Origin of the sequence: Erythrobacter sp. W302b (assembly GCF_046452395.1) — a bacterium.
Lineage (GTDB): Bacteria > Pseudomonadota > Alphaproteobacteria > Sphingomonadales > Sphingomonadaceae > Erythrobacter.
The window spans coordinates 1-16,923 of sequence record NZ_JBKFDH010000003.1; the positions used below are offsets into that span (position 1 = coordinate 1).

Here is a 16,923-nt window from a genome sequence, read left to right on the forward strand (position 1 = left end):
GCGGAACCTGAAGGGCAGGAATTTTCCAGAATTGAGGCAAAGCCGCCCGACCGGTTTCGGGATCACAGATCGGCGGCGCTCATTTCCGCAACTAAGTGGGGAGGCGAATGGCCGGTTCTGGGGCTTCGCATGCCATCATCCGCTCGAACCATTGCTTTGTGCAGCAGAAGTGGTGAGGGATTTCCTGCCGTCTTGCGTATTACACCTCGCAGGAGAAAAGTGATGGATCTCGACGACAATCTCGCGCGGCTGGCTGCGGTCCCGGTGCCCGGCCTCGCTGCAATCGACGGCGCTGCGCTGGCGACGCAGGCGCGGGTTGAGGCACTGCGGGCGCGCACCACGCTGGGTGTAGCCATGCTTGCTGCGCTTGGCATCGGGGTGGTCAGCGGGCTGTCCGGAGAGACACGGGCGGAAACTCCGCTGGTTGCCTTTGGCCCCGCGCCATCGTTGACGCCGCTGATCGCGCTGGGGCAGCCATGAGCCTGCGCGCCCTTGTGATGGCTGCTGTTGCGGTGGTCGCACTGGCTCTGGTCGGGGTCTGGATCGGACGCATGATGCAGCCCCAAGCGCATCAGAGCGGGGCAGAGCTCCACGCGCTGATGCATGAGGGGCTTGATCTTGACCCGGCACAGGAACGCGCGCTTGAGGCGCTGGAGCGGGATTTCGCCGCCAGACGCGCAGCGCTAGAGACACGGCTCAAGGCCGATAATGCCCAGCTGGCAGAAGCGATTGCAGCCGAGCACCAGTATGGCCCGCGCGTCTCGGCAGCGGTCGATGCGACCCATGTGGCTATGGGCGAACTTCAGAAGGCGACGCTCGAACACATCTTTGCGATGCGGGCGATCCTGCGTGCCGACCAGCAGGCGAAGTTCGATGCGGCGGTTGCCGAAAGCCTTGCGCAAACGGGCCAGTGAGCAGCGACAATCCGGATGCGGCGCTGGTTCGCGGGGTCCTGGCGGGCGAGGCGCAGGCAGCGCGTGCCCTTGCAGAGCGCCACCGCGAGGCGGTCTATCGGCTTGCACGCAGTGCGACGGGCGATGCTGACGAGGCGTTCGACATCACCCAGGAGGCCTTTGTTGCAGCCTTCGGCGCGCTTTCGCGCTACGATCCGGCGCGGCCGTTTCGCGGGTGGATCGCCGCGATCACGCTGAACAAGTGCCGCGACCGGGCGCGGCGACGGGCGGTGCGTCGGTTCCTCGGCCTGACCTTGCCCGAGCTTGCCGCCGACTGGATTGCCGATGATGCACCCTCTCCCGAAACGCAGGTCGCGAGCAGGGATGAACTGGCGGCCACCGCTCGCGCCATTGCCGAGCTGCCTTCCTCGTTGAAGGACGTGCTGATCCTGCGCACGATCGAAGGCCTCAATCAGCAGGAGACCGCCGAGGCACTGGGGATCAGCGCCAAGGCGGTGGAGACCCGCCTCTATCGGGCGCGGCAGAAATTGTCGCAGCTGGTGAGGGGTGACCCGCGCCCCCGCGTATAGGGGGCATGACCACTCCACCTGTTACCCGTCGCCGCCTGCTTGCCGGAGCGGGGGCCGCTTCGGCCTTTGCCGCGCTGCCTGCCTGGGCACAGGGGCATACCTTGGGCGGTTCGGGGCACAGCATGCAAGGCGGCGCGCCGATCCGCGTCGGCTTTGATGAGGTGTCGGGCATGGCGATCGACCTAGCGGTGGGCCACGGCCCGCGCGTGGTGCAGGGGCGCAAGGGGCACGGCATTGCAGTCAACGGGAGCGTTCCGGGCCCGCTGATCCGTCTGAAAGAGGGGCAGACCGTTCGCCTCAACGTCACCAACCATCTCGCCGAGGACACCTCGATCCACTGGCACGGACTGTTGGTGCCGTTCCACATGGACGGCGTGCCCGGGATCAGCTTTCCGGGGATCAGGCCGGGCCAGACCTTCACCTACGAATTCCCGGTGCGGCAGGCGGGCACCTACTGGTATCATTCGCATTCAGGCCTTCAGGAGCAGCAGGGGCATTATGGCCCGCTGATCATCGATCCGGCAGGCGCGGAGCCGGCGGCATACGACCGCGATTATATTCTCCTCCTGAGCGAGTTCACCCCGCTCCACCCCCACAAGATCATGGACCGGCTGCGGAAGGGCGAAGGCTATTTCAACTACCAGCAGACCGCCTGGACCGATGATTACCCGCTCTCCGCCGAGGATCGCCGGATGTGGGCCGAAATGCGCATGCCAGCGACCGATATCGCCGATGTGACCGGGTCGACCTACACCTACCTCGCCAACGGGCGCGGGCCGAAGGAGGGACTGGAATATCTCTTCAACCCCGGCGAGCAGGTGCGGCTGCGCGTCATCAACGGTTCGGCGATGACCTTCTTCAACCTGCGCATCCCCGGCCTCGCCATGACAGTGATCGCCGCTGATGGCCAGAACGTGAAACCGGTCGAGGTGGATGAGTTCCAGATCGGCACGGCGGAAACCTACGACGTGATCGTGGAGCCGCGCGGCGAAGCCTACACTATAGTCGCGGAGAGCATGGACCGGTCCGGCATGGCGCTCGCGACCCTCGCAAGCCGCCCCGGCGCGCGCGCGCCCATTCCGCCGCCGAGGAAGCCGCCCCTGCTCGACATGGGCGATATGGGCATGAACCACGGCGACACGGGCGCGGGGCACAGCATGAAGGGCATGAAAATGCGCGATACGCTGCTGCTGCCCCCCGACGTCAAGATCGGCCCGGGCATCGACATGGTCTCCATGACCCCAGTCGACAAGCTGGGCGATCCGGGGCTTGGCCTGCGCGATGTGGGGCACCGCGTGCTCACCTACCGGATGCTCTCGGCGCTGGAACCGAACCGCGATACGCGCACGCCCTCCCGCCTGCTCGAATTGCACCTTACCGGCAATATGGAGCGCTACATGTGGTCGTTCGACGGGGAGATGTATTCCACCGTTCGCGACAAGCCGATCCGCTTCGCGTGGAACGAGCGGGTGCGGGTGAAGCTCGTCAACAACACCATGATGGCGCACCCGATCCACCTGCATGGGATGTTCTTCACGCTGGTCAATGGCGAGGATGCCGCCCACCAACCGAGGAAGAACATCGTCATCGTCCAGCCCGGGGCGAGCGCGCAGTTCGATCTCACCGCCAATGAACCGGGCGACTGGGCGTTTCACTGCCACCTGCTGTATCATATGCACGGCGGGATGATGCAGACCGTGACGGTGATGGGGCCGGAGCGGGGCGCGTGAAACACGGCCTCGTCCTGATGGCACTGCTCGGCGCGGTGCCTGCTGCTGGCCAGCAGCAGCACCACGGTCATGGCGATGCGGAGAGGAAGCCAGCTTCCCCCGGCCCGGTCATGGAAACCCCGCCCCCTGCCGTCGCTGGCAGCGGCGCTCCGCGCGCCGCCGATGCGATCTGGGGCGCCGATGCCATGCAAGCCTCACGCGAGGATCTGCGCCGCACCCATGGCGATTTCCCGGTGTTCTGGTTCCAGGGCGACCGGGTGGAGGCGCAGATGCGCGATGGCGCGGACATCTACCTGTGGGACATTCAAGGCTATTACGGCGGCCCGACCGAGCGGCTATGGTTCAAGAGCGAAGGCGAAGGTGCATTCGGCGAAAATCCCGAAGATGCCGAGCTGCAGGTGCTCTATGCCAAAGCCTTCGCGCCCTTCTGGGACGTGCAGGCAGGCGTGCGGCACGACATCGCCGGGCCAGACACCACACATGCGGTGATCGGCTTGCAGGGCCTTGCGCCCTATATGTTCGAGGTGGATGCCGCGCTGTTTCTGTCGCACCGCGGCGATGTGACCGCTCGGATTGAGGCCGAAATTGACCAGCGCATCACTCAGCGCCTGATCCTTCAGCCTCGTATCGAGGCGAACCTTTCGGCGCAAACCATTCCCCAACTGGGCATCGGTGCCGGACTCGATCAGATCGAGGTCGGCGCGCGGCTGCGCTACGAAATTCGCCGCGAATTCGCCCCCTATGTCGGCATCGAACAGTCCTGGCGCACTGGACGCAGCGCCGCTCTCGCCCGCGTTCGCGGCAAAGACCCATCCGCGACCAGCTTTCTAGCCGGCATCCGTTTCTGGTTTTGATCACATTGAAGGGATAGATCACTCATGCGCATTCCAGCCTTTTTCGCTGCCCTTGCCCTCTCGGCGCTCGTGCCCGCCTCCTTGCTGGCCCATGTCCAACTGACGACATCCACGCCCGCTGCGGGCGCTGAAGCCAAGGCGCCCAAGGCCATAACCCTGACCTTCAGCCAGCCCGTTGATCCGTCCTCGGCCGCGGCCAGCATCGTCATGACCGCAATGCCGGAGATGGCGAACCATGGCGAAATGCCGATCCGCAACTTCACCGCAAGCTGGTCGGATGAGGGCAAGACCATGACCCTGACGCTCAAGAAGCCGCTGCCTACCGGCACCTACGAGGTGCGCTGGCAGGCCGCCGCTGCGGACGGGCATACCATGAACGGGAGTGTGACCTTCAACGTGACGTGAGAGCAGCCACCACCCCGAAACTGTTCATTTCGAACAATCTCAAACCGCTCTGCCAATGACGGTTTCGGGGTCGCTTCCTGAATGGCAGGAATTTTCCAGAAGTGGGAGCAAAGCCGCCGTGGCGCTTTTGGGGATCGCACGAGCGAGCGTCTATCGAGCGCTGAGCGAAGAGCACGTCACGATAACATAGTCGCTGCGCTGTAAATAGAAGAAGTCCTAGACCCTGCCAGGGTTCTCGACTCTGGTGCTGCCTATCCGGCGGTCCTTCCTGCTTTGAGCCATCCACCGCTGGCTAACTTGAGATTTGTTCTCGGAACGTGTGTTAGCGAGTTCTAGGGCCCAGGGCCTTTCTTCATCTAATCTGGGAGAACCGGTCAATCCTCAGCCCATTCCGCCGCTGCTTTCCAAGGATTTCGCTCATCCGTGAACGATGAACGGTCGATAGATCTATTATTTAATTCAAGGATACCGGAATTCAATTTTTGCCACCCGATTCGATACTTTGCCAACGGAGATTTTTTGTTTTCTGAAAAAAGCAAAGTCTTTCTCAGAGGGAAACTGAGTCGATCAGGGCCGTTATTTTCTAAAACCCAAGCCTTTTGCCAAATGTTTGAAGCTTCAACATTGAGATCTTTCTCAGCATGAAATTGTGTGCTTGGACTAGTAGAAACGATTTTCCAGCGTAAAGAGGAAAGAAACGTTGCAAGAGTGCAAGAATCAACAACATCTACCGGCCCCCGGCCATACCGGGCTATCATTTCCCCGTAGCACACAATCGAGTTTTTGCATGGCTTAGAAGCTCTTTCAATCCTCGCAACAGTGGCTCTAATGAGTGCCCCGCTGCTCTCCATTTTTACTAATACCTCAGTTCCTACCGAGGTTGGATGACCGTTGACCGGATAACTGCGCCCGTTCGGACGGAAAGTGACATGAATCCGCCAAAAGCTGTCATCCTGCTTTGTGTTCAAATCGGGCATCTCAAATGATCGAAGCCCAAACTCGTTTAGCATGTCAGATCCGGGATTCACTAGGTTCTCCTCTCCATCATTATGCCGTCAAAGCCCAAACTGGGTTTGGCAGAGGTGCCAGACATAATTGCCTCATGTGGGCGTCGGCGCTTCTTGCTTGTTGGTCAATCTACGGCTCTAAATGTGCGCCACCAATTTCCTAAATACGAGCAGATCCATTGCCTGTCGCTTGGAAAGCAAGGCTCATTTCAGGTTTCCAGTGAGCTAGGTGTGCCGCAGCCCAGCATTGCGCGATCGTCGTTAAAGCGGCCGAAGCGTTTAAATACTTCCGCGCAAATCTAGCCGACCGAGCCTAATCTGAGCCCCCGAATACCCTTGGGGGTCAAAGTGGGGGTCATGCCTATTTTGGCCGCTCAAATATTTATATATTGTCGTCACTTAGTGGTGTGATGCAGTTCCTCTTCTGGCACCAAAACTCCTGCGGGAGTGGCATCAAAAGCATTGAAAAACCCTAGGAATCTGCCATTTTTGGGCAGGTTTTGATGCCGCGCGTTTTGCGCTGTTCCAGGCCGTGTCCTCAAATTCCATTCACAACCTTGCGCATCCGAGCTTGGCTGCCCGGTGCTACCTACCACCAGCGTGGCGTATAGCGCGAAATCGCCCCCAAACGCCTCCAAGCTCGGGCGGTTGAAGCATCACCTCGGCGACAAAGAAAAGCGGATCGCTTCTGGGTCTGGTCTGAAGTTAGTCTTCAGGCGGCCCGGCTCGAGCGCGACGAACTCAGGCTGCGTATTACTACGGGCAAAGACCCTGCTTTGACGCGATCCTTGAGACGGAAAATCTGGGCGAGCTGCTGGATATGCCTCTTGCTACCTGTCGCTATCGTTGACGGGTCCGGCAGTGTCGGTGTCGCGAGACGCGGCCCTCATGGTCTGCTTGGCAAATTCCTTTATCTCGTCGATCTCGTCGTCGCGAAGCTGTCCACCAAGTCGTCCGTAGGCCATCCCTTCGAGGAGGTAATGCGCCACGTTCCCCGCCCGCGCTGCGGCAGGGTTTTCAGCATCCCAACCGATCAGCTCACGCGCGATACTGTGCCATTCCTCGAGGAAGCTGCGGTAGCTAGACATCAGCAGGTCCGCCAGCTGGGGCTCTGACCGCGCTGCCAGAACAAGTTCCTGATAGGCCTTGAACTCCAGTTCGTTGAGATGCTGCCAGTGCAGGTCGATCATCGTCCCGATAAGGTCGCTATGGTCACGGATGGCCAACAAGTCTTTTCGGAAAATCTCGAGGCGGCGCGCATGCAGATGCGCCACGACCGAGCGCAAGAGGTCGAGTCGTGTCGGGAAATAATACTGCATGCCGCCGCGAGAAATGTTCGCCCGCTCAGCGATGAGCGTGGTCGAGACCTCGGAGTAGGGCATGGCGGCCAGACATTCGATCGCGGAGTTTAAGGCAGCCTTGCGCAAAAGCTCACCCTTCTCGGCCTGCCTTTCGCTGCTTCCGCGAACACCCCGTCCCGAGCGCGCTTTGCGCACGGGGGTCGGATCGATAGTCATCGAGTTGCTCATCGCGCTCTTGTACTTTGCAAAACTGATCGGGCTCAAGCGGATCGCAACGATCTTGTCGGCGATTGCAAGCCCCACCGGCGAATCCTGTCAAAAGCGCTAAAATAAAGCAACGCTGCTTGACACTTCGCCAGACCAGGCAGACAAAAAAGCAGAGCTGCTTAAAAGTGGCCACTGGGGAGGAAAATTCATGATGTCTTCAATGCAACGCTTTGCGCGTCTGTGTGCCGCGACCTCACTCGCATCCGCCGTGGTTCTGTCCGCTACTCCAGCCTTGGCTCAGGAGACAGCGACGGATGATCAAGCGCAGCCGGAGGACGCGGGGGCGATCGTGGTCACAGCGCAGCGCCGAGAGCAAGCGATCAGCGACGTCCCGCAAGCCGTTCAGGCCATCAGCGGCGGGCGGCTTCAAGCCCTCGGGATCGAACAGATCGACGACGTCATCGCTCTCGTTCCCAGCGCCACGATCGGCTCGACAATCTCCGTCGGCTCAAACGTGTTCCAGATCCGCGGCGTTGCTGCAGCCGAGACGGACGGTGATCCCACCATCGGCTTCTATCTCGATAACTTCGCCTTCTCACTGCCGGGCCGGCCCTACGCGCCAGCGGCCGATTTCTACGACCTTCAGCGTGTCGAAGTGCTGCGCGGACCTTCAGGCACCCTCTACGGCCTTGGCTCACTTGGCGGCACAATCAAGGTTCTGACCAACGATCCCGAACTTTATGCCGTCGAAGGCGCGGCGCGCCTGACAGGCAACATCACCGACGGCGGGGATCCCGGTGGAAGCGGCGATGCCATGATCAATGTCCCGATATCGGAAGGCAAAGTCGCCCTCCGCGCCGTCGTGTCCTATCGCGAGATCGGTGGTTTTGCCGACAATGTCGCAACCGGCGAAGACGATGCGAACGGTGCCAGTTCCTTCAATGGGCGCGTCAAGCTGCGGATGGAGCCGACGGAACGCCTGATGGTCCAGCTTGCAGCCTGGCACAATCGCTCCAAGCAGGACTTTTCCAACCGGATCACCACGGCTGATCCGCCTATCCTCGACCAGACATTCGGCATTGCGGATTCGCGCTACACGCTGCTCACTGCCGACATCGCCTATGATCTCGACTTTGCGACCCTGTTGTCGACCACCGGCTGGATCGACAATAATGTCATCGTCAACAATGGCGGCTTTATCCCGGGGATCGGCGATTTCGCCAGTTTCTGGCCGCTGCGGACCAAAAATTTCAACGAGGACCTGCGCCTTTCATCCAACGGCTCCGGGCCGCTGACCTGGATCGTAGGCCTGTTCTACCAGAACGGCGAAACCAAGGGCGGGCAGAGCGTCAATCTCGACGATTTCCCGGTGGCCGGGCAGACCGGGCTTGCGACCTTCAATGACAACCTCCTCGAAAGCGAGGCTTGGGCTGTCTACGGAGAATTCACCTACAGCCTCGCCGACGGCGTCATCGACCTTACCGCAGGGGGACGCTATTTCGAGGAAGAGCGAACCTTCACCGAGAACAGCTCGATCACCTTTATCGAGGGCAATGTGACCATTCCCACGGTCGGCATTGACCGCGCCAAGAACAACACCTTCAATCCGCGGTTCAACGTCTCGATCAAACCCAACGACGATCTGATGATCTACGGCGAAGTGGCCAAGGGCTTCCGGTCAGGGGCGATCACCTCGAGTTCGATCATCGCGGGCGCGAACGGCGCGCTCGGCACCAACTTCGAGAACAGCTCGCCGCCGGACACCCTGTGGAACTATGAAGGCGGCATCAAGTGGGGGCTGGGCGATGTCGACGTCGCGGTCTCGGCCTACATCTTCGACTGGAACGATGCCCAGATCGAATTGTCACCCACGCTCCAGTCGATTGTGGTGCCGGTTGGCGATGTGCGCGGCAAGGGGATCGATGCCGAACTGGCCTGGCGCACGCCCCTTCCCGGCCTTTCGCTTCAGGCTTCCGGCAATATCAACTCGACCAAGATCCGCGACGTGATCCCCGAGGTTGGTACGGCCCTGCCGTGGCTATCGGAAGGCAATCAGCTGCCGGGCACGTCGAAGCATACCTTCACCTTCTCGGGCAATTATGCCGGAACAATCGGTGATGGCTGGGACCTGATGCTGAGCGGGCGCTATTCCTATCGCTCTCAACAGCAAAGCGTGTTCAACGGCGTTTTCGCCCCATGGTTCGGTCTCGGCTTCGCTCGCATCGCGGTCGAAAAGAACGGGCTCGAGATCGGGATCTTCTCCGACAACATCGGAAACGCACAGCGACCGATCACCCGGCCCGGCGGGCAAAACCAGGTTCCCTATCCGCGCACCATCGGAATCTCTGTCGAGAAGCGGTTCTGAACCTTCGGGAAGCGAAAATGGCAAAGATTGAAAACGACCTCACCAACGCGTCCACCGCCGAAGCTCGGGAATGGAAGGCGACCCCTTTTCTTCCGCGCAAGCCGATTGCCGACATCGGACAGCAACGCATCGACGGCGAACGCTTCCACTCGCGCGAGTTCATGCAGCGCGAATGGGACATGATCTGGACGCGCACGTGGAACATCGGCTGCCACGTGAGCGAACTCGAAGAGCCGGGTGACTTTCGCGTGCATTCGCTAGGCAAGGAGTCGCTGCTCTTTGTGATGGGCCAGGACGAGGTCATCCGGGGCTTTTTCAATGTTTGCCAGCACCGCGGCAACATTCTGTGCCAGACGCGGGAAGGCTTTGTCGATCGCTTCAAGTGCCCGTTCCATGGATGGGAATGGAACCTCGACGGAAGCCTGAAACAGGTCATGCACCCCCACCTGTTTGCGCAATTCCGCGATGGCATTCCTGTTGAAGAGCTCGCGCTCCCACAGCTCAAGGTTGATACCTGGGGTGGCTGGGTCTGGTTCAATATGGACGAGAACGCGGCCCCCCTGCGCGACTTTCTGGGGGAAGCGGGGCGGCATCTCGAAAGCTTCCAGCTCGAGCGCTACAATCTGATCGACTACAAGAGCTTTGAATGGGCCGGAAACTGGAAGCACGCGCACGATGCTTTCAACGAAAGCTACCACTTCGAAGCCCTGCATCCCGAATTTCTGGATTTTGCCGAAGGCTTCGACGTGCCGATCGAGCTGCTCGGCATCCACAGCCGGATGCTGAACTTCAACCACACGGTCAGCGAACTGCGGCACGAGCGCGACGAAATCACACCGATCCGCAAGGCCATGCTGGGCTTGCCAGAGGGATATGAGGGCCCCGCTCATCAAGCGCATCTTGCGGTGATTGCGGAAAAGCGCGCGCTCGAGGGAAAATCCCATATCCCATACGAGGCGCTCAATGACGAACAGCTGGCGCATCAGTATCACTACACCTTTTTCCCGGGCACCACGATCACGTCGACCCCGGAAATGTCGATTGTGTTCCGGTACCGGCCACACGAAACCGACCCCACCTATTGCTACTATGATTTCCTGATCACGCGGCATGATCCGCCCGGTGAGCCGCGGCCTGATTACGAGTATCGACTGTACCGGCACGACGAGTTGCCCCGCTATGCTGATGCCTTTGACGGCACTTTCGATCCGGTGCTTGCCAATGTGCTGCAGCAGGATGGGACCAATATGCCGACAATGCAGCAAGGCACGGCTTCGCGCGGCTTCCGAGGCATGATCCTGGGTGACCAAGAGGTGAGGATCCGGCACTTTCACCAGACCATCGATCGGTACCTGATGGGCAATTTCCCGCGCCACGGCGACCGATGAGCGAAGGGCGACCCAGTATGCGACGCCGCATTCACGTCATCACCGGTGGCAAGTATCACGATTTTGATCTGGCCAGGTTCACGCTCTTGCAGCTCATGATGCAGGACGAGCGCATCCGGGCGAGCTGCGCCGAGGACTTCAGCGGGCTTGAAAGGCTCGATGAATGCTGCGGTGTGATCCTGTACACCTGTGACTTGATGCCGTCAGAAGAGCAGGCGCAGGCGCTTGACGCCTTCGTTAGAAATGGCGGGCGGCTGTTGGCGCTTCACGCGGTCAACGCCCACCTCGAATTCACCGATGGTCCTGAAATCGTGACCAGCGGTGTGCGGATTCCTGGCTTGGTCAAATCGACCCCGGAACACGTCGCGCCGACCTTCATGGCGCTTTTGGGGAGCCGGTTTGTCACGCATCTCGCGGCGCAAGAGATCCATGTCCATGTCGAGGACGACGATCATCCTGTCACGTGCGGGATGAAGGACTTCGTCATCACGGACGAACCCTACGTGGCAGTGCCCATCGGCGAAATCCGAACCCTTCTCTCAGCCCGCTACAAAGGCCCGACGCCGGGTTACGTCACGGAGTTTGTCGCGGATGATCCACCGCGCCCGCAGCTCTATGTGAAGGATCACGGCAAGGGCGCTGTGCTCTATTCTCCGCTGGGTCATGCCTGCGGCAAATATGACATGGTGCCGCTCATGGACGAAGCGCCGAAGGTGACCGGCCCGTGGGAAGACGAGGCCTATCTCGGCATTCTGCAGCGAAGCATCGCATGGCTGTGCGATGCCCCCCGGCAGAGCGCCCGGCCATGATCAACGCACCGGGCAATATTCGCCAACTGGGCTTCATTGTGCGTGACCTTGATGAGGCGGTCGCGCAGTGGCTGGCGCACACCAGTGCGGGGCCCTTCGTTGTAATGCGCGGCCAGCGCTTCGACGGGTGGACCTATCTCGGTGAGCCTCAGGATCAGATCCTTGAGATCGCCTTTGCCCAGGCGGGACCGATGATGATCGAGTTGATCGAGGCCCAAGGCCCGTGGCCCAATGTCTATGGTGATGCACCACCCACCGAGACATGTGTGCTGCATCACTTCGGGCTATTGGTAGCCGATATCGAGGCAGCCAGTGCGGCCCTTGATGCGCCGCTTGTGACGACCGCGCAGATCGATGCGGCGTCCCAGCTTCGCTACTTCGATTGCCGAGAGCGCTTTGGCGTGCGCCTTGAGCTGATTTCCGACACGCCATCCGTACAAGCTTTCTTCGAGCTTTCGGAACGCCTGGCCCGATCCTGGGACGGGACCAGCGCGCCGGTGCGCCGGTTCGAGGAGGTCACGGGATGATGGCGGGTTCGGAGCACAGCGGCAGAGTCTATCTGGTCACGGGCGCAGCCTCAGGGATCGGCGCGGCCACATTGACCCGGCTCAACGATCATGGTGCGCAGGTCGTCGCAATTGACCGCAGCCCCGTGAGCGCCCCGGCAAGTCTCGCGCTTTCCTTCGACGTGACAAGTGAGGATGGGTGGCGCGATGCCGTGGAACAGGTGTTGCAGGCATTTGGCAGGATCGACGGACTGATCAACTGCGCCGGCGTTATCAGGATGGGGCCGATCACCGGCATGTCCCTCGCAGATTTCCAACTCGTGATGCGGGTCAATGTCGAAGGGACCTTCCTCGGCCTCAAGCATGTCATGCCCGTCATGCTGGATGCCGGCAGGGGTTCGATCGTCAATATCTCATCGACAGCGGGGATAGCAGGCGCTGCCGGGGCCGGTGCCTATTGCGCCAGCAAGGGGGCAGTCAGGATGCTGACGAAGTCCGCTGCACTCGAAGCCATTGCTTACCCTTCGTCTGTGCGCGTCAATTCGGTCCATCCGGCAATGACCGAAACGCCGATGGTTCAGGACATCGTCCAGCAGCTGGGCGGTGCCGCAGAAATCGAAGATCAGATGCGGAGCCTCCAGCCATCGGGCGCCTTCATTCCCGTTGAAGCCGTCGTCGATGGGATCGTTTTCCTGCTGTCTGACGCGGCTGCGTTCGTAAACGGCAGTGAATTCGTGATCGACAACGGCTTCACCGCCGCCTGATCCTGAGGAGCCTTCATGATTTTCTATGATTTCGACCTGTTCGCTCCGAGCCCGTGGATCGTCTGGATCTTTGCGCAAGAGAAGGGCGTCACAATGGAACGACGCATTGTCGATCTGTTCAGCCGCGAAAACCGGCGTGAGCCGTTCCTATCGCAGGTAAACCCCTTCGGTGAGCTTCCCGCTATCGTGATCGAGGACGGCACGGCGATTACCGAGATTACGCCGATCTGCGAGTACATCGAAGAGCTCCACCCCAGCCCCCCGCTTATCGGCACCACGCCGGTCGAACGCGCCCAGACACGAATGTGGGTCCGCAGGATCGAACAGAAGATTGCCGAGCCAATGGGCGAAGGCTTTTCTGCCGAAGAGGGGCGCGAATTCTTCGAAAAGGACCACTCCCTGGAGGGGGTCTTCACCAAGACAGTTCTACCGCTGGAAGCCGCGGCCGTGCTCAAGCAGCGCGCGCACGAGAAAATGATCTGGTTCGACCGCCTGTTTGCGGATGATGGCTGGGTTTGTGGATCGCGTTTCACGCTCGCCGACATCTACCTCTATTGCTTCCTGCAATTTGGTGAAAACCATAATCAGCCCATCCCCCCGGAGGCACCTGCGCTCCGGCGATTCTTCGACAGGGTGAAAGCAAGGCCGACAGCTTGGGTCGGCGTACCCGGTAGTTTGGATGGCTGACCCGGTGATCCAGACCGAGGATCAGGATTGGGCCGCCATTTGCGCGTCGGCGGAACTTGGCGATGAAGAGATGCTGACAGCCCGCGTCGGCGAATGGCAGATTCTCATGGTGAGATCGGGCGATGGGCTCAGTGCATTCAATGACTGCTGCCCGCACCAATCGGCGCGGCTATCGACGGGGCGGCTAAGGCGGGGTGCCATTATGTGCCCGCTTCACGGGGCCCGCTTCGACATCGGCTCAGGTCGATGTGTGGGGGCAGGCTATGCGCCGCTGCTCAGAATGCCGATCCGCGAGCGCAATGGCATTATTGAGGTGGCCCCGCCGCAACGATCGCCTGCACCGGATGAAATCCCGAAAGACGCCTGATACGCAAAGCCTTTCCTGATATTTCCGCGACATCTCTCCCGCAATTCGCGGAATACCTCGAGGGATCTGGTCAATCAGATCCCTCTTTTTGTCTTGTTTATGGGTCTACCGATGGCGCAGTCTGCCCTTTGTCGCCGCGCGGCAAGGATGCCGGTCGGACTGGCAGGCATTCGGCCAATCAAGCCTTCTCTGTGAGGCCTCACAAGGTAACGTCGCGTGTCACAGCGCAGATCGCTTAAAGTCTACTTCGACGGCGGCTGCCGCCCCAATCCCGGCGCTTTGGAGGCGGCCGTTGTCGCGCGCGGCGTAACCCACTTTTTCGACGACTTGGGATACGGCACGAGCAGTGACGCCGAATGGATCGCCCTCCGGCTTGCGCTGCAAGTGGCGCAATCTCTGGGCGAGCCCGAATTTGATCTGGTTGGCGACTCCTTGGAAGTCATCCGGCAGGCGAGCGGTTCATTCCGTTGTCGTTCGATGGCAGCCGCGGAACACCTCGCTCAATATGAGGAATGCGCGGCGTCAGGGCGGCCAAGGCGTCTTGTCTGGACACCGCGTCAGCAAAATCTGGCAGGCATTGCCCTCGCCAAACGCAATGCCCTTCGCTGAGGCTTTTGAGGCCACGATTACGGGCTCCGCAGGCAGATGTCTGCCACGGGCAACCTTGAGGCAGCCGGGAACTCCTAATCCAGACTGGTTTTTGGAAACATCCATTGGACCGCCAGCGAAGGCGCGAATGGGGTCCAGGCGTTTTCGGGCTGCGCGAGGCGATCGGCGATTGCGATCATCACGCTGGGATTGACCCCCAGCCCGCAATGGCTGGCATGAACTTCGATATTCTCGCTCGGCGTGCGAGACGGTTTCTGGACCGACCCGCGCCAGTGGACGATCCCGTCGGTCTTGGTCAGGATCGACGTGGTCGGTACGGGCGGCGCCTCATCAAGGCGGCGAAAACGCCCCCCGCGCATCGGTTCGGGGTCCTTGCCGTTCAAGAGCTCGAACAACCGTGCCGCACTGGTGTGGTTGCGGTCGTCCGAGATCGGACTGCCGAGGCTGATCACCAGCCGCACGCGATCCGGGTGCAGCTTGGCAAGCTCACGCGCCAGCACCCCGCCAAGGCTCCACCCGACCAGAGACACCTTGCGGCCGCTGTCGTCATTCAACCGCTTGAGCTGGTTCTCCAGCCGCGCGATCAGCGCATTGTCGACCCGGATGTTGCGCCCGCTGTCCCAGCCGTGGGCGTCATAGCCTAGCCCCTTGAGCAAGCGCCGCATCGGCACGGTCGAGGAATTGGACGCCATGAAGCCGGGCAGAACCTGCACAGCATGCCCATCCCCCTTGGGCAGGTGCGACAGGAGCGGGCGGGTCATGTAGAAGGCGCCCAGTTCGAACACGGCACGCCCTTCGATAAAGGTCCAGACCCGACTCGGCGGGCGCGGCGGAGGGGCGAATTGTGCGGCGGCCGATGCTGATGCTGTCATCATGTTTTCCTTCGCTGTTCGGGGCTTTCGGCCAGTCATGCCCGCTTGGCTTTGCCTGCGGCGCGCTTGCGCTTGGCGGGGGCTTCTTCCGCTGTCGGAGCGGCTTGCGCTTGCTGTGTAGCAGCCAGCAGCTCGGCAAAACTATCCTCGATGCATTTCACGTAGAAATCGGGATCGGGCAGCAGCTCGCGGTCGGCGGTGAAGGCGATGGTCGCCTCGTCGCAATAGGACTGCACCACATGGCCGAGACCGAGGCCGTCGGTAAGACACAAGAGCCCCATCATGCTTTCGAGCCGCGCGCCGGTGAAGTGGATCGGGACCGGCGGGCCGGGGACGTTGGTCACCACGGTCGTGAACGGCGGCGCCACGCCGCGATTGGCGAGGCCGAGGCGGGTATAGAGCTGCGCGCCCAGCGCCATGAATAGTGCAGGCGAGACCTTGCTCATCTCGGTCATGTTGCGCGCGCCGATCGCGTCGGACATCGCCTTGGAGTTGGCGGTTTGCGAGAAGACGAAAGCGAGCCTTTCCGTCGGATCCTCGATATGCGTGCCGAGGGGCGCGATCATGGCGGCAACCTGGTTGCCCATGTCGCCCTTCTCGGCGCCGGCGCGCACCGAGATCGGGGCCATTGCGGTCAGGGTCTTCTTCGGCAGATCGTCCTTGGCGAGCAGATATTTGCGCATCGCCCCGCCGATGATCGCGAGGAACACGTCATTGACCTTCGCGCCCTCGACAAGCAGGCGGATCGCCTTGATGTCGGCCAGCTTGAAGCTGCGCCCCTCGACCACGCGGTGGGGGCTGATCTTGCGGTTGAACCGCGATTTGGGCGCCAGCATGTCGGCGCTGACGGTGAAGTCCTCGACCACCAGGCCCTTGATCGCCTTGGCCAAACCCGGCGCAGCCTTGGCGGCGACCTCCAGCTGCTTCCACGGATTGGTGACGGCGTTGAAGTAGCTTTTGCCAAGCAGTTCGATGGGGTTCGGGATGCGCTCGGGCTTCCAGGTGTCGGGCTGGTTGGGGGGCGGATCGCCGGGGCGCAGCGTGTGGAGCGCCTCCATCAGGTCGATCCCGCTCATCCCGTCAATCGCAGCGTGGTGCACCTTGGTGACCATCGCAAAGCTGCCCGGGGTGACGCCGGGGATGTTGTCGAGCCCCTCGACAACGGTGAACTCCCATGGCGGACGGTCGAGATCGAGCGGCCGGGCGAAGATCCGCGCTGCCTGAATGCACAGCTGTCGCCAGTCGCCCGGGCGCGGCAGGGCCACGTGGCGGACGTGATATTCGAGATCGAAGTCCGGGTCCTCGACCCAATAGGGATAATCGAGATCGAACGGCACCCGCACCAGCCGCTGTCGCATCGTGCGGCTGAGCTGCGCCCGCGCGCCGATGAATTGCAAAATGTCCTTGAAACGGACGAAGCTGCCGGGCGCAGTTTCCGGGTTGTAGACCAGGATCGAGCCGATATGCATCGGCGAATTGCGCGTTTCCAGCGCGACGAAGGACGCATCCATTCCCTGCAATTGTCGCAAGGCCCTCTCCCCCTGTTGCCCCTTTTTGGCGAGGCTTGTG

The 16,923-nt window shown here is 61.2% G+C and carries 19 protein-coding genes; 15 read left to right on the top strand and 4 right to left on the bottom strand.

What is annotated here, in order from left to right; translation table 11 throughout:
- The 7 genes from ACLBKT_RS15335 to copC form a co-directional block, all read left to right on the top strand.
- The coding region (locus tag ACLBKT_RS15335) for a hypothetical protein (protein WP_410183853.1) at nt 1–223 on the top strand (223 nt) is incomplete at its 5' end.
- Nucleotides 223–480: a hypothetical protein gene (locus ACLBKT_RS15340; RefSeq protein ID WP_410183854.1), complete on the top strand. Its 258-nt coding sequence runs from the start codon at nt 223–225 to the stop codon at nt 478–480. The genes ACLBKT_RS15335 and ACLBKT_RS15340, both read left to right, overlap by 1 nt.
- Before the next feature lie 17 nt (nt 481–497).
- The gene (locus ACLBKT_RS15345) at nt 498–914 is read left to right on the top strand and encodes a periplasmic heavy metal sensor (RefSeq protein WP_410183855.1); all 417 of its coding nucleotides are present in this window, start codon (nt 498–500) and stop codon (nt 912–914) included.
- Entirely contained in the window at nt 911–1,483 is a 573-nt protein-coding gene (locus ACLBKT_RS15350; protein WP_410183856.1) for an RNA polymerase sigma factor, read from the top strand. Before ACLBKT_RS15345 ends, ACLBKT_RS15350 begins: the two co-directional genes overlap by 4 nt.
- 5 nt (nt 1,484–1,488) lie before the next feature.
- Nucleotides 1,489–3,213 (top strand): copper resistance system multicopper oxidase, encoded by a 1,725-nt coding sequence (locus ACLBKT_RS15355; RefSeq protein WP_410183857.1) that lies wholly within the window; start codon nt 1,489–1,491, stop codon nt 3,211–3,213.
- Nucleotides 3,210–4,067 carry a copper resistance protein B gene (locus tag ACLBKT_RS15360; protein ID WP_410183858.1) on the top strand — a complete coding sequence of 286 codons (858 nt, stop codon included), beginning with the start codon at nt 3,210–3,212 and terminating at the stop codon, nt 4,065–4,067. Before ACLBKT_RS15355 ends, ACLBKT_RS15360 begins: the two co-directional genes overlap by 4 nt.
- A 24-nt stretch (nt 4,068–4,091) precedes the next feature.
- Complete coding sequence (gene copC, locus ACLBKT_RS15365) at nt 4,092–4,472, top strand: copper homeostasis periplasmic binding protein CopC (RefSeq protein WP_410183859.1); 381 nt, start codon at nt 4,092–4,094, stop codon at nt 4,470–4,472.
- Nucleotides 4,473–4,846: 374 nt separating this feature from the next.
- Here copC and ACLBKT_RS15370 read toward each other — a convergent pair whose 3' ends face one another.
- Nucleotides 4,847–5,449, bottom strand: coding sequence for a hypothetical protein (locus ACLBKT_RS15370; RefSeq protein WP_410183860.1), 603 nt, complete (start codon nt 5,447–5,449; stop codon nt 4,847–4,849).
- An 860-nt stretch (nt 5,450–6,309) separates the two neighbouring features.
- Entirely contained in the window at nt 6,310–7,083 is a 774-nt protein-coding gene (locus ACLBKT_RS15375; protein ID WP_410183861.1) for a TetR/AcrR family transcriptional regulator, read from the bottom strand.
- 196 nt (nt 7,084–7,279) lie between these two features.
- On the opposite strand from ACLBKT_RS15375, the gene ACLBKT_RS15380 reads away from it, so the two are divergent.
- The 8 genes from ACLBKT_RS15380 to ACLBKT_RS15415 all read left to right on the top strand — a co-directional run bounded on the left by ACLBKT_RS15380 (nt 7,280) and on the right by ACLBKT_RS15415 (nt 14,482).
- Nucleotides 7,280–9,352 carry a TonB-dependent receptor gene (locus ACLBKT_RS15380; RefSeq protein ID WP_410183862.1) on the top strand — a complete coding sequence of 691 codons (2,073 nt, stop codon included), beginning with the start codon at nt 7,280–7,282 and terminating at the stop codon, nt 9,350–9,352.
- A 17-nt stretch (nt 9,353–9,369) separates the two neighbouring features.
- Nucleotides 9,370–10,740: an aromatic ring-hydroxylating oxygenase subunit alpha gene (locus tag ACLBKT_RS15385; RefSeq protein WP_410183863.1), complete on the top strand. Its 1,371-nt coding sequence runs from the start codon at nt 9,370–9,372 to the stop codon at nt 10,738–10,740.
- Nucleotides 10,741–10,757: 17 nt separating this feature from the next.
- Nucleotides 10,758–11,549, top strand: a complete 792-nt coding sequence (locus ACLBKT_RS15390; RefSeq protein WP_410183864.1) for a ThuA domain-containing protein — start codon at nt 10,758–10,760, stop codon at nt 11,547–11,549.
- Nucleotides 11,546–12,076, top strand: a complete 531-nt coding sequence (locus tag ACLBKT_RS15395; RefSeq protein WP_410183865.1) for a VOC family protein — start codon at nt 11,546–11,548, stop codon at nt 12,074–12,076. Before ACLBKT_RS15390 ends, ACLBKT_RS15395 begins: the two co-directional genes overlap by 4 nt.
- Nucleotides 12,073–12,819 (top strand): SDR family NAD(P)-dependent oxidoreductase, encoded by a 747-nt coding sequence (locus ACLBKT_RS15400; protein ID WP_410183866.1) that lies wholly within the window; start codon nt 12,073–12,075, stop codon nt 12,817–12,819. The genes ACLBKT_RS15395 and ACLBKT_RS15400 overlap by 4 nt, the downstream gene beginning before the upstream one ends.
- Nucleotides 12,820–12,834: 15 nt before the next feature.
- On the top strand, nt 12,835–13,506 hold the full coding sequence (locus tag ACLBKT_RS15405) for a glutathione S-transferase family protein (RefSeq protein WP_410183867.1): 672 nt from the start codon (nt 12,835–12,837) through the stop codon (nt 13,504–13,506).
- Nucleotides 13,499–13,873 (top strand): Rieske (2Fe-2S) protein, encoded by a 375-nt coding sequence (locus ACLBKT_RS15410; RefSeq protein WP_410183868.1) that lies wholly within the window; start codon nt 13,499–13,501, stop codon nt 13,871–13,873. Before ACLBKT_RS15405 ends, ACLBKT_RS15410 begins: the two co-directional genes overlap by 8 nt.
- Before the next feature lie 216 nt (nt 13,874–14,089).
- Nucleotides 14,090–14,482 carry a reverse transcriptase-like protein gene (locus ACLBKT_RS15415; protein WP_410183869.1) on the top strand — a complete coding sequence of 131 codons (393 nt, stop codon included), beginning with the start codon at nt 14,090–14,092 and terminating at the stop codon, nt 14,480–14,482.
- A 74-nt stretch (nt 14,483–14,556) separates the two neighbouring features.
- Here ACLBKT_RS15415 and ACLBKT_RS15420 read toward each other — a convergent pair whose 3' ends face one another.
- A complete protein-coding gene (locus ACLBKT_RS15420) occupies nt 14,557–15,354 on the bottom strand; it encodes a lipase family alpha/beta hydrolase (protein WP_410183870.1) in 798 nt (265 codons plus the stop codon).
- 35 nt (nt 15,355–15,389) lie between these two features.
- Entirely contained in the window at nt 15,390–16,865 is a 1,476-nt protein-coding gene (locus tag ACLBKT_RS15425; protein WP_410183871.1) for a WS/DGAT/MGAT family O-acyltransferase, read from the bottom strand.
- Nucleotides 16,866–16,923: the final 58 nt, after the last annotated feature.

Excerpts from the sequence above, each read along its gene's own strand:
- ACLBKT_RS15420 (WP_410183870.1), bottom strand. The coding sequence starts at position 15,354 with ATGACAGCATCAGCATCGGCCGCCGCACAATTCGCCCCTCCGCCGCGC.
- ACLBKT_RS15385 (WP_410183863.1), top strand. The coding sequence starts at position 9,370 with ATGGCAAAGATTGAAAACGACCTCACCAACGCGTCCACCGCCGAAGCT.
- ACLBKT_RS15405 (WP_410183867.1), top strand. The coding sequence starts at position 12,835 with ATGATTTTCTATGATTTCGACCTGTTCGCTCCGAGCCCGTGGATCGTC.
- ACLBKT_RS15395 (WP_410183865.1), top strand. The coding sequence starts at position 11,546 with ATGATCAACGCACCGGGCAATATTCGCCAACTGGGCTTCATTGTGCGT.
- ACLBKT_RS15400 (WP_410183866.1), top strand. The coding sequence starts at position 12,073 with ATGATGGCGGGTTCGGAGCACAGCGGCAGAGTCTATCTGGTCACGGGC.
- ACLBKT_RS15425 (WP_410183871.1), bottom strand. The coding sequence starts at position 16,865 with ATGGATGCGTCCTTCGTCGCGCTGGAAACGCGCAATTCGCCGATGCAT.
- ACLBKT_RS15370 (WP_410183860.1), bottom strand. The coding sequence starts at position 5,449 with ATGCCCGATTTGAACACAAAGCAGGATGACAGCTTTTGGCGGATTCAT.
- ACLBKT_RS15355 (WP_410183857.1), top strand. The coding sequence starts at position 1,489 with ATGACCACTCCACCTGTTACCCGTCGCCGCCTGCTTGCCGGAGCGGGG.
- ACLBKT_RS15390 (WP_410183864.1), top strand. The coding sequence starts at position 10,758 with ATGCGACGCCGCATTCACGTCATCACCGGTGGCAAGTATCACGATTTT.
- ACLBKT_RS15410 (WP_410183868.1), top strand. The coding sequence starts at position 13,499 with ATGGCTGACCCGGTGATCCAGACCGAGGATCAGGATTGGGCCGCCATT.
- ACLBKT_RS15345 (WP_410183855.1), top strand. The coding sequence starts at position 498 with ATGGCTGCTGTTGCGGTGGTCGCACTGGCTCTGGTCGGGGTCTGGATC.
- copC (WP_410183859.1), top strand. The coding sequence starts at position 4,092 with ATGCGCATTCCAGCCTTTTTCGCTGCCCTTGCCCTCTCGGCGCTCGTG.
- ACLBKT_RS15340 (WP_410183854.1), top strand. The coding sequence starts at position 223 with ATGGATCTCGACGACAATCTCGCGCGGCTGGCTGCGGTCCCGGTGCCC.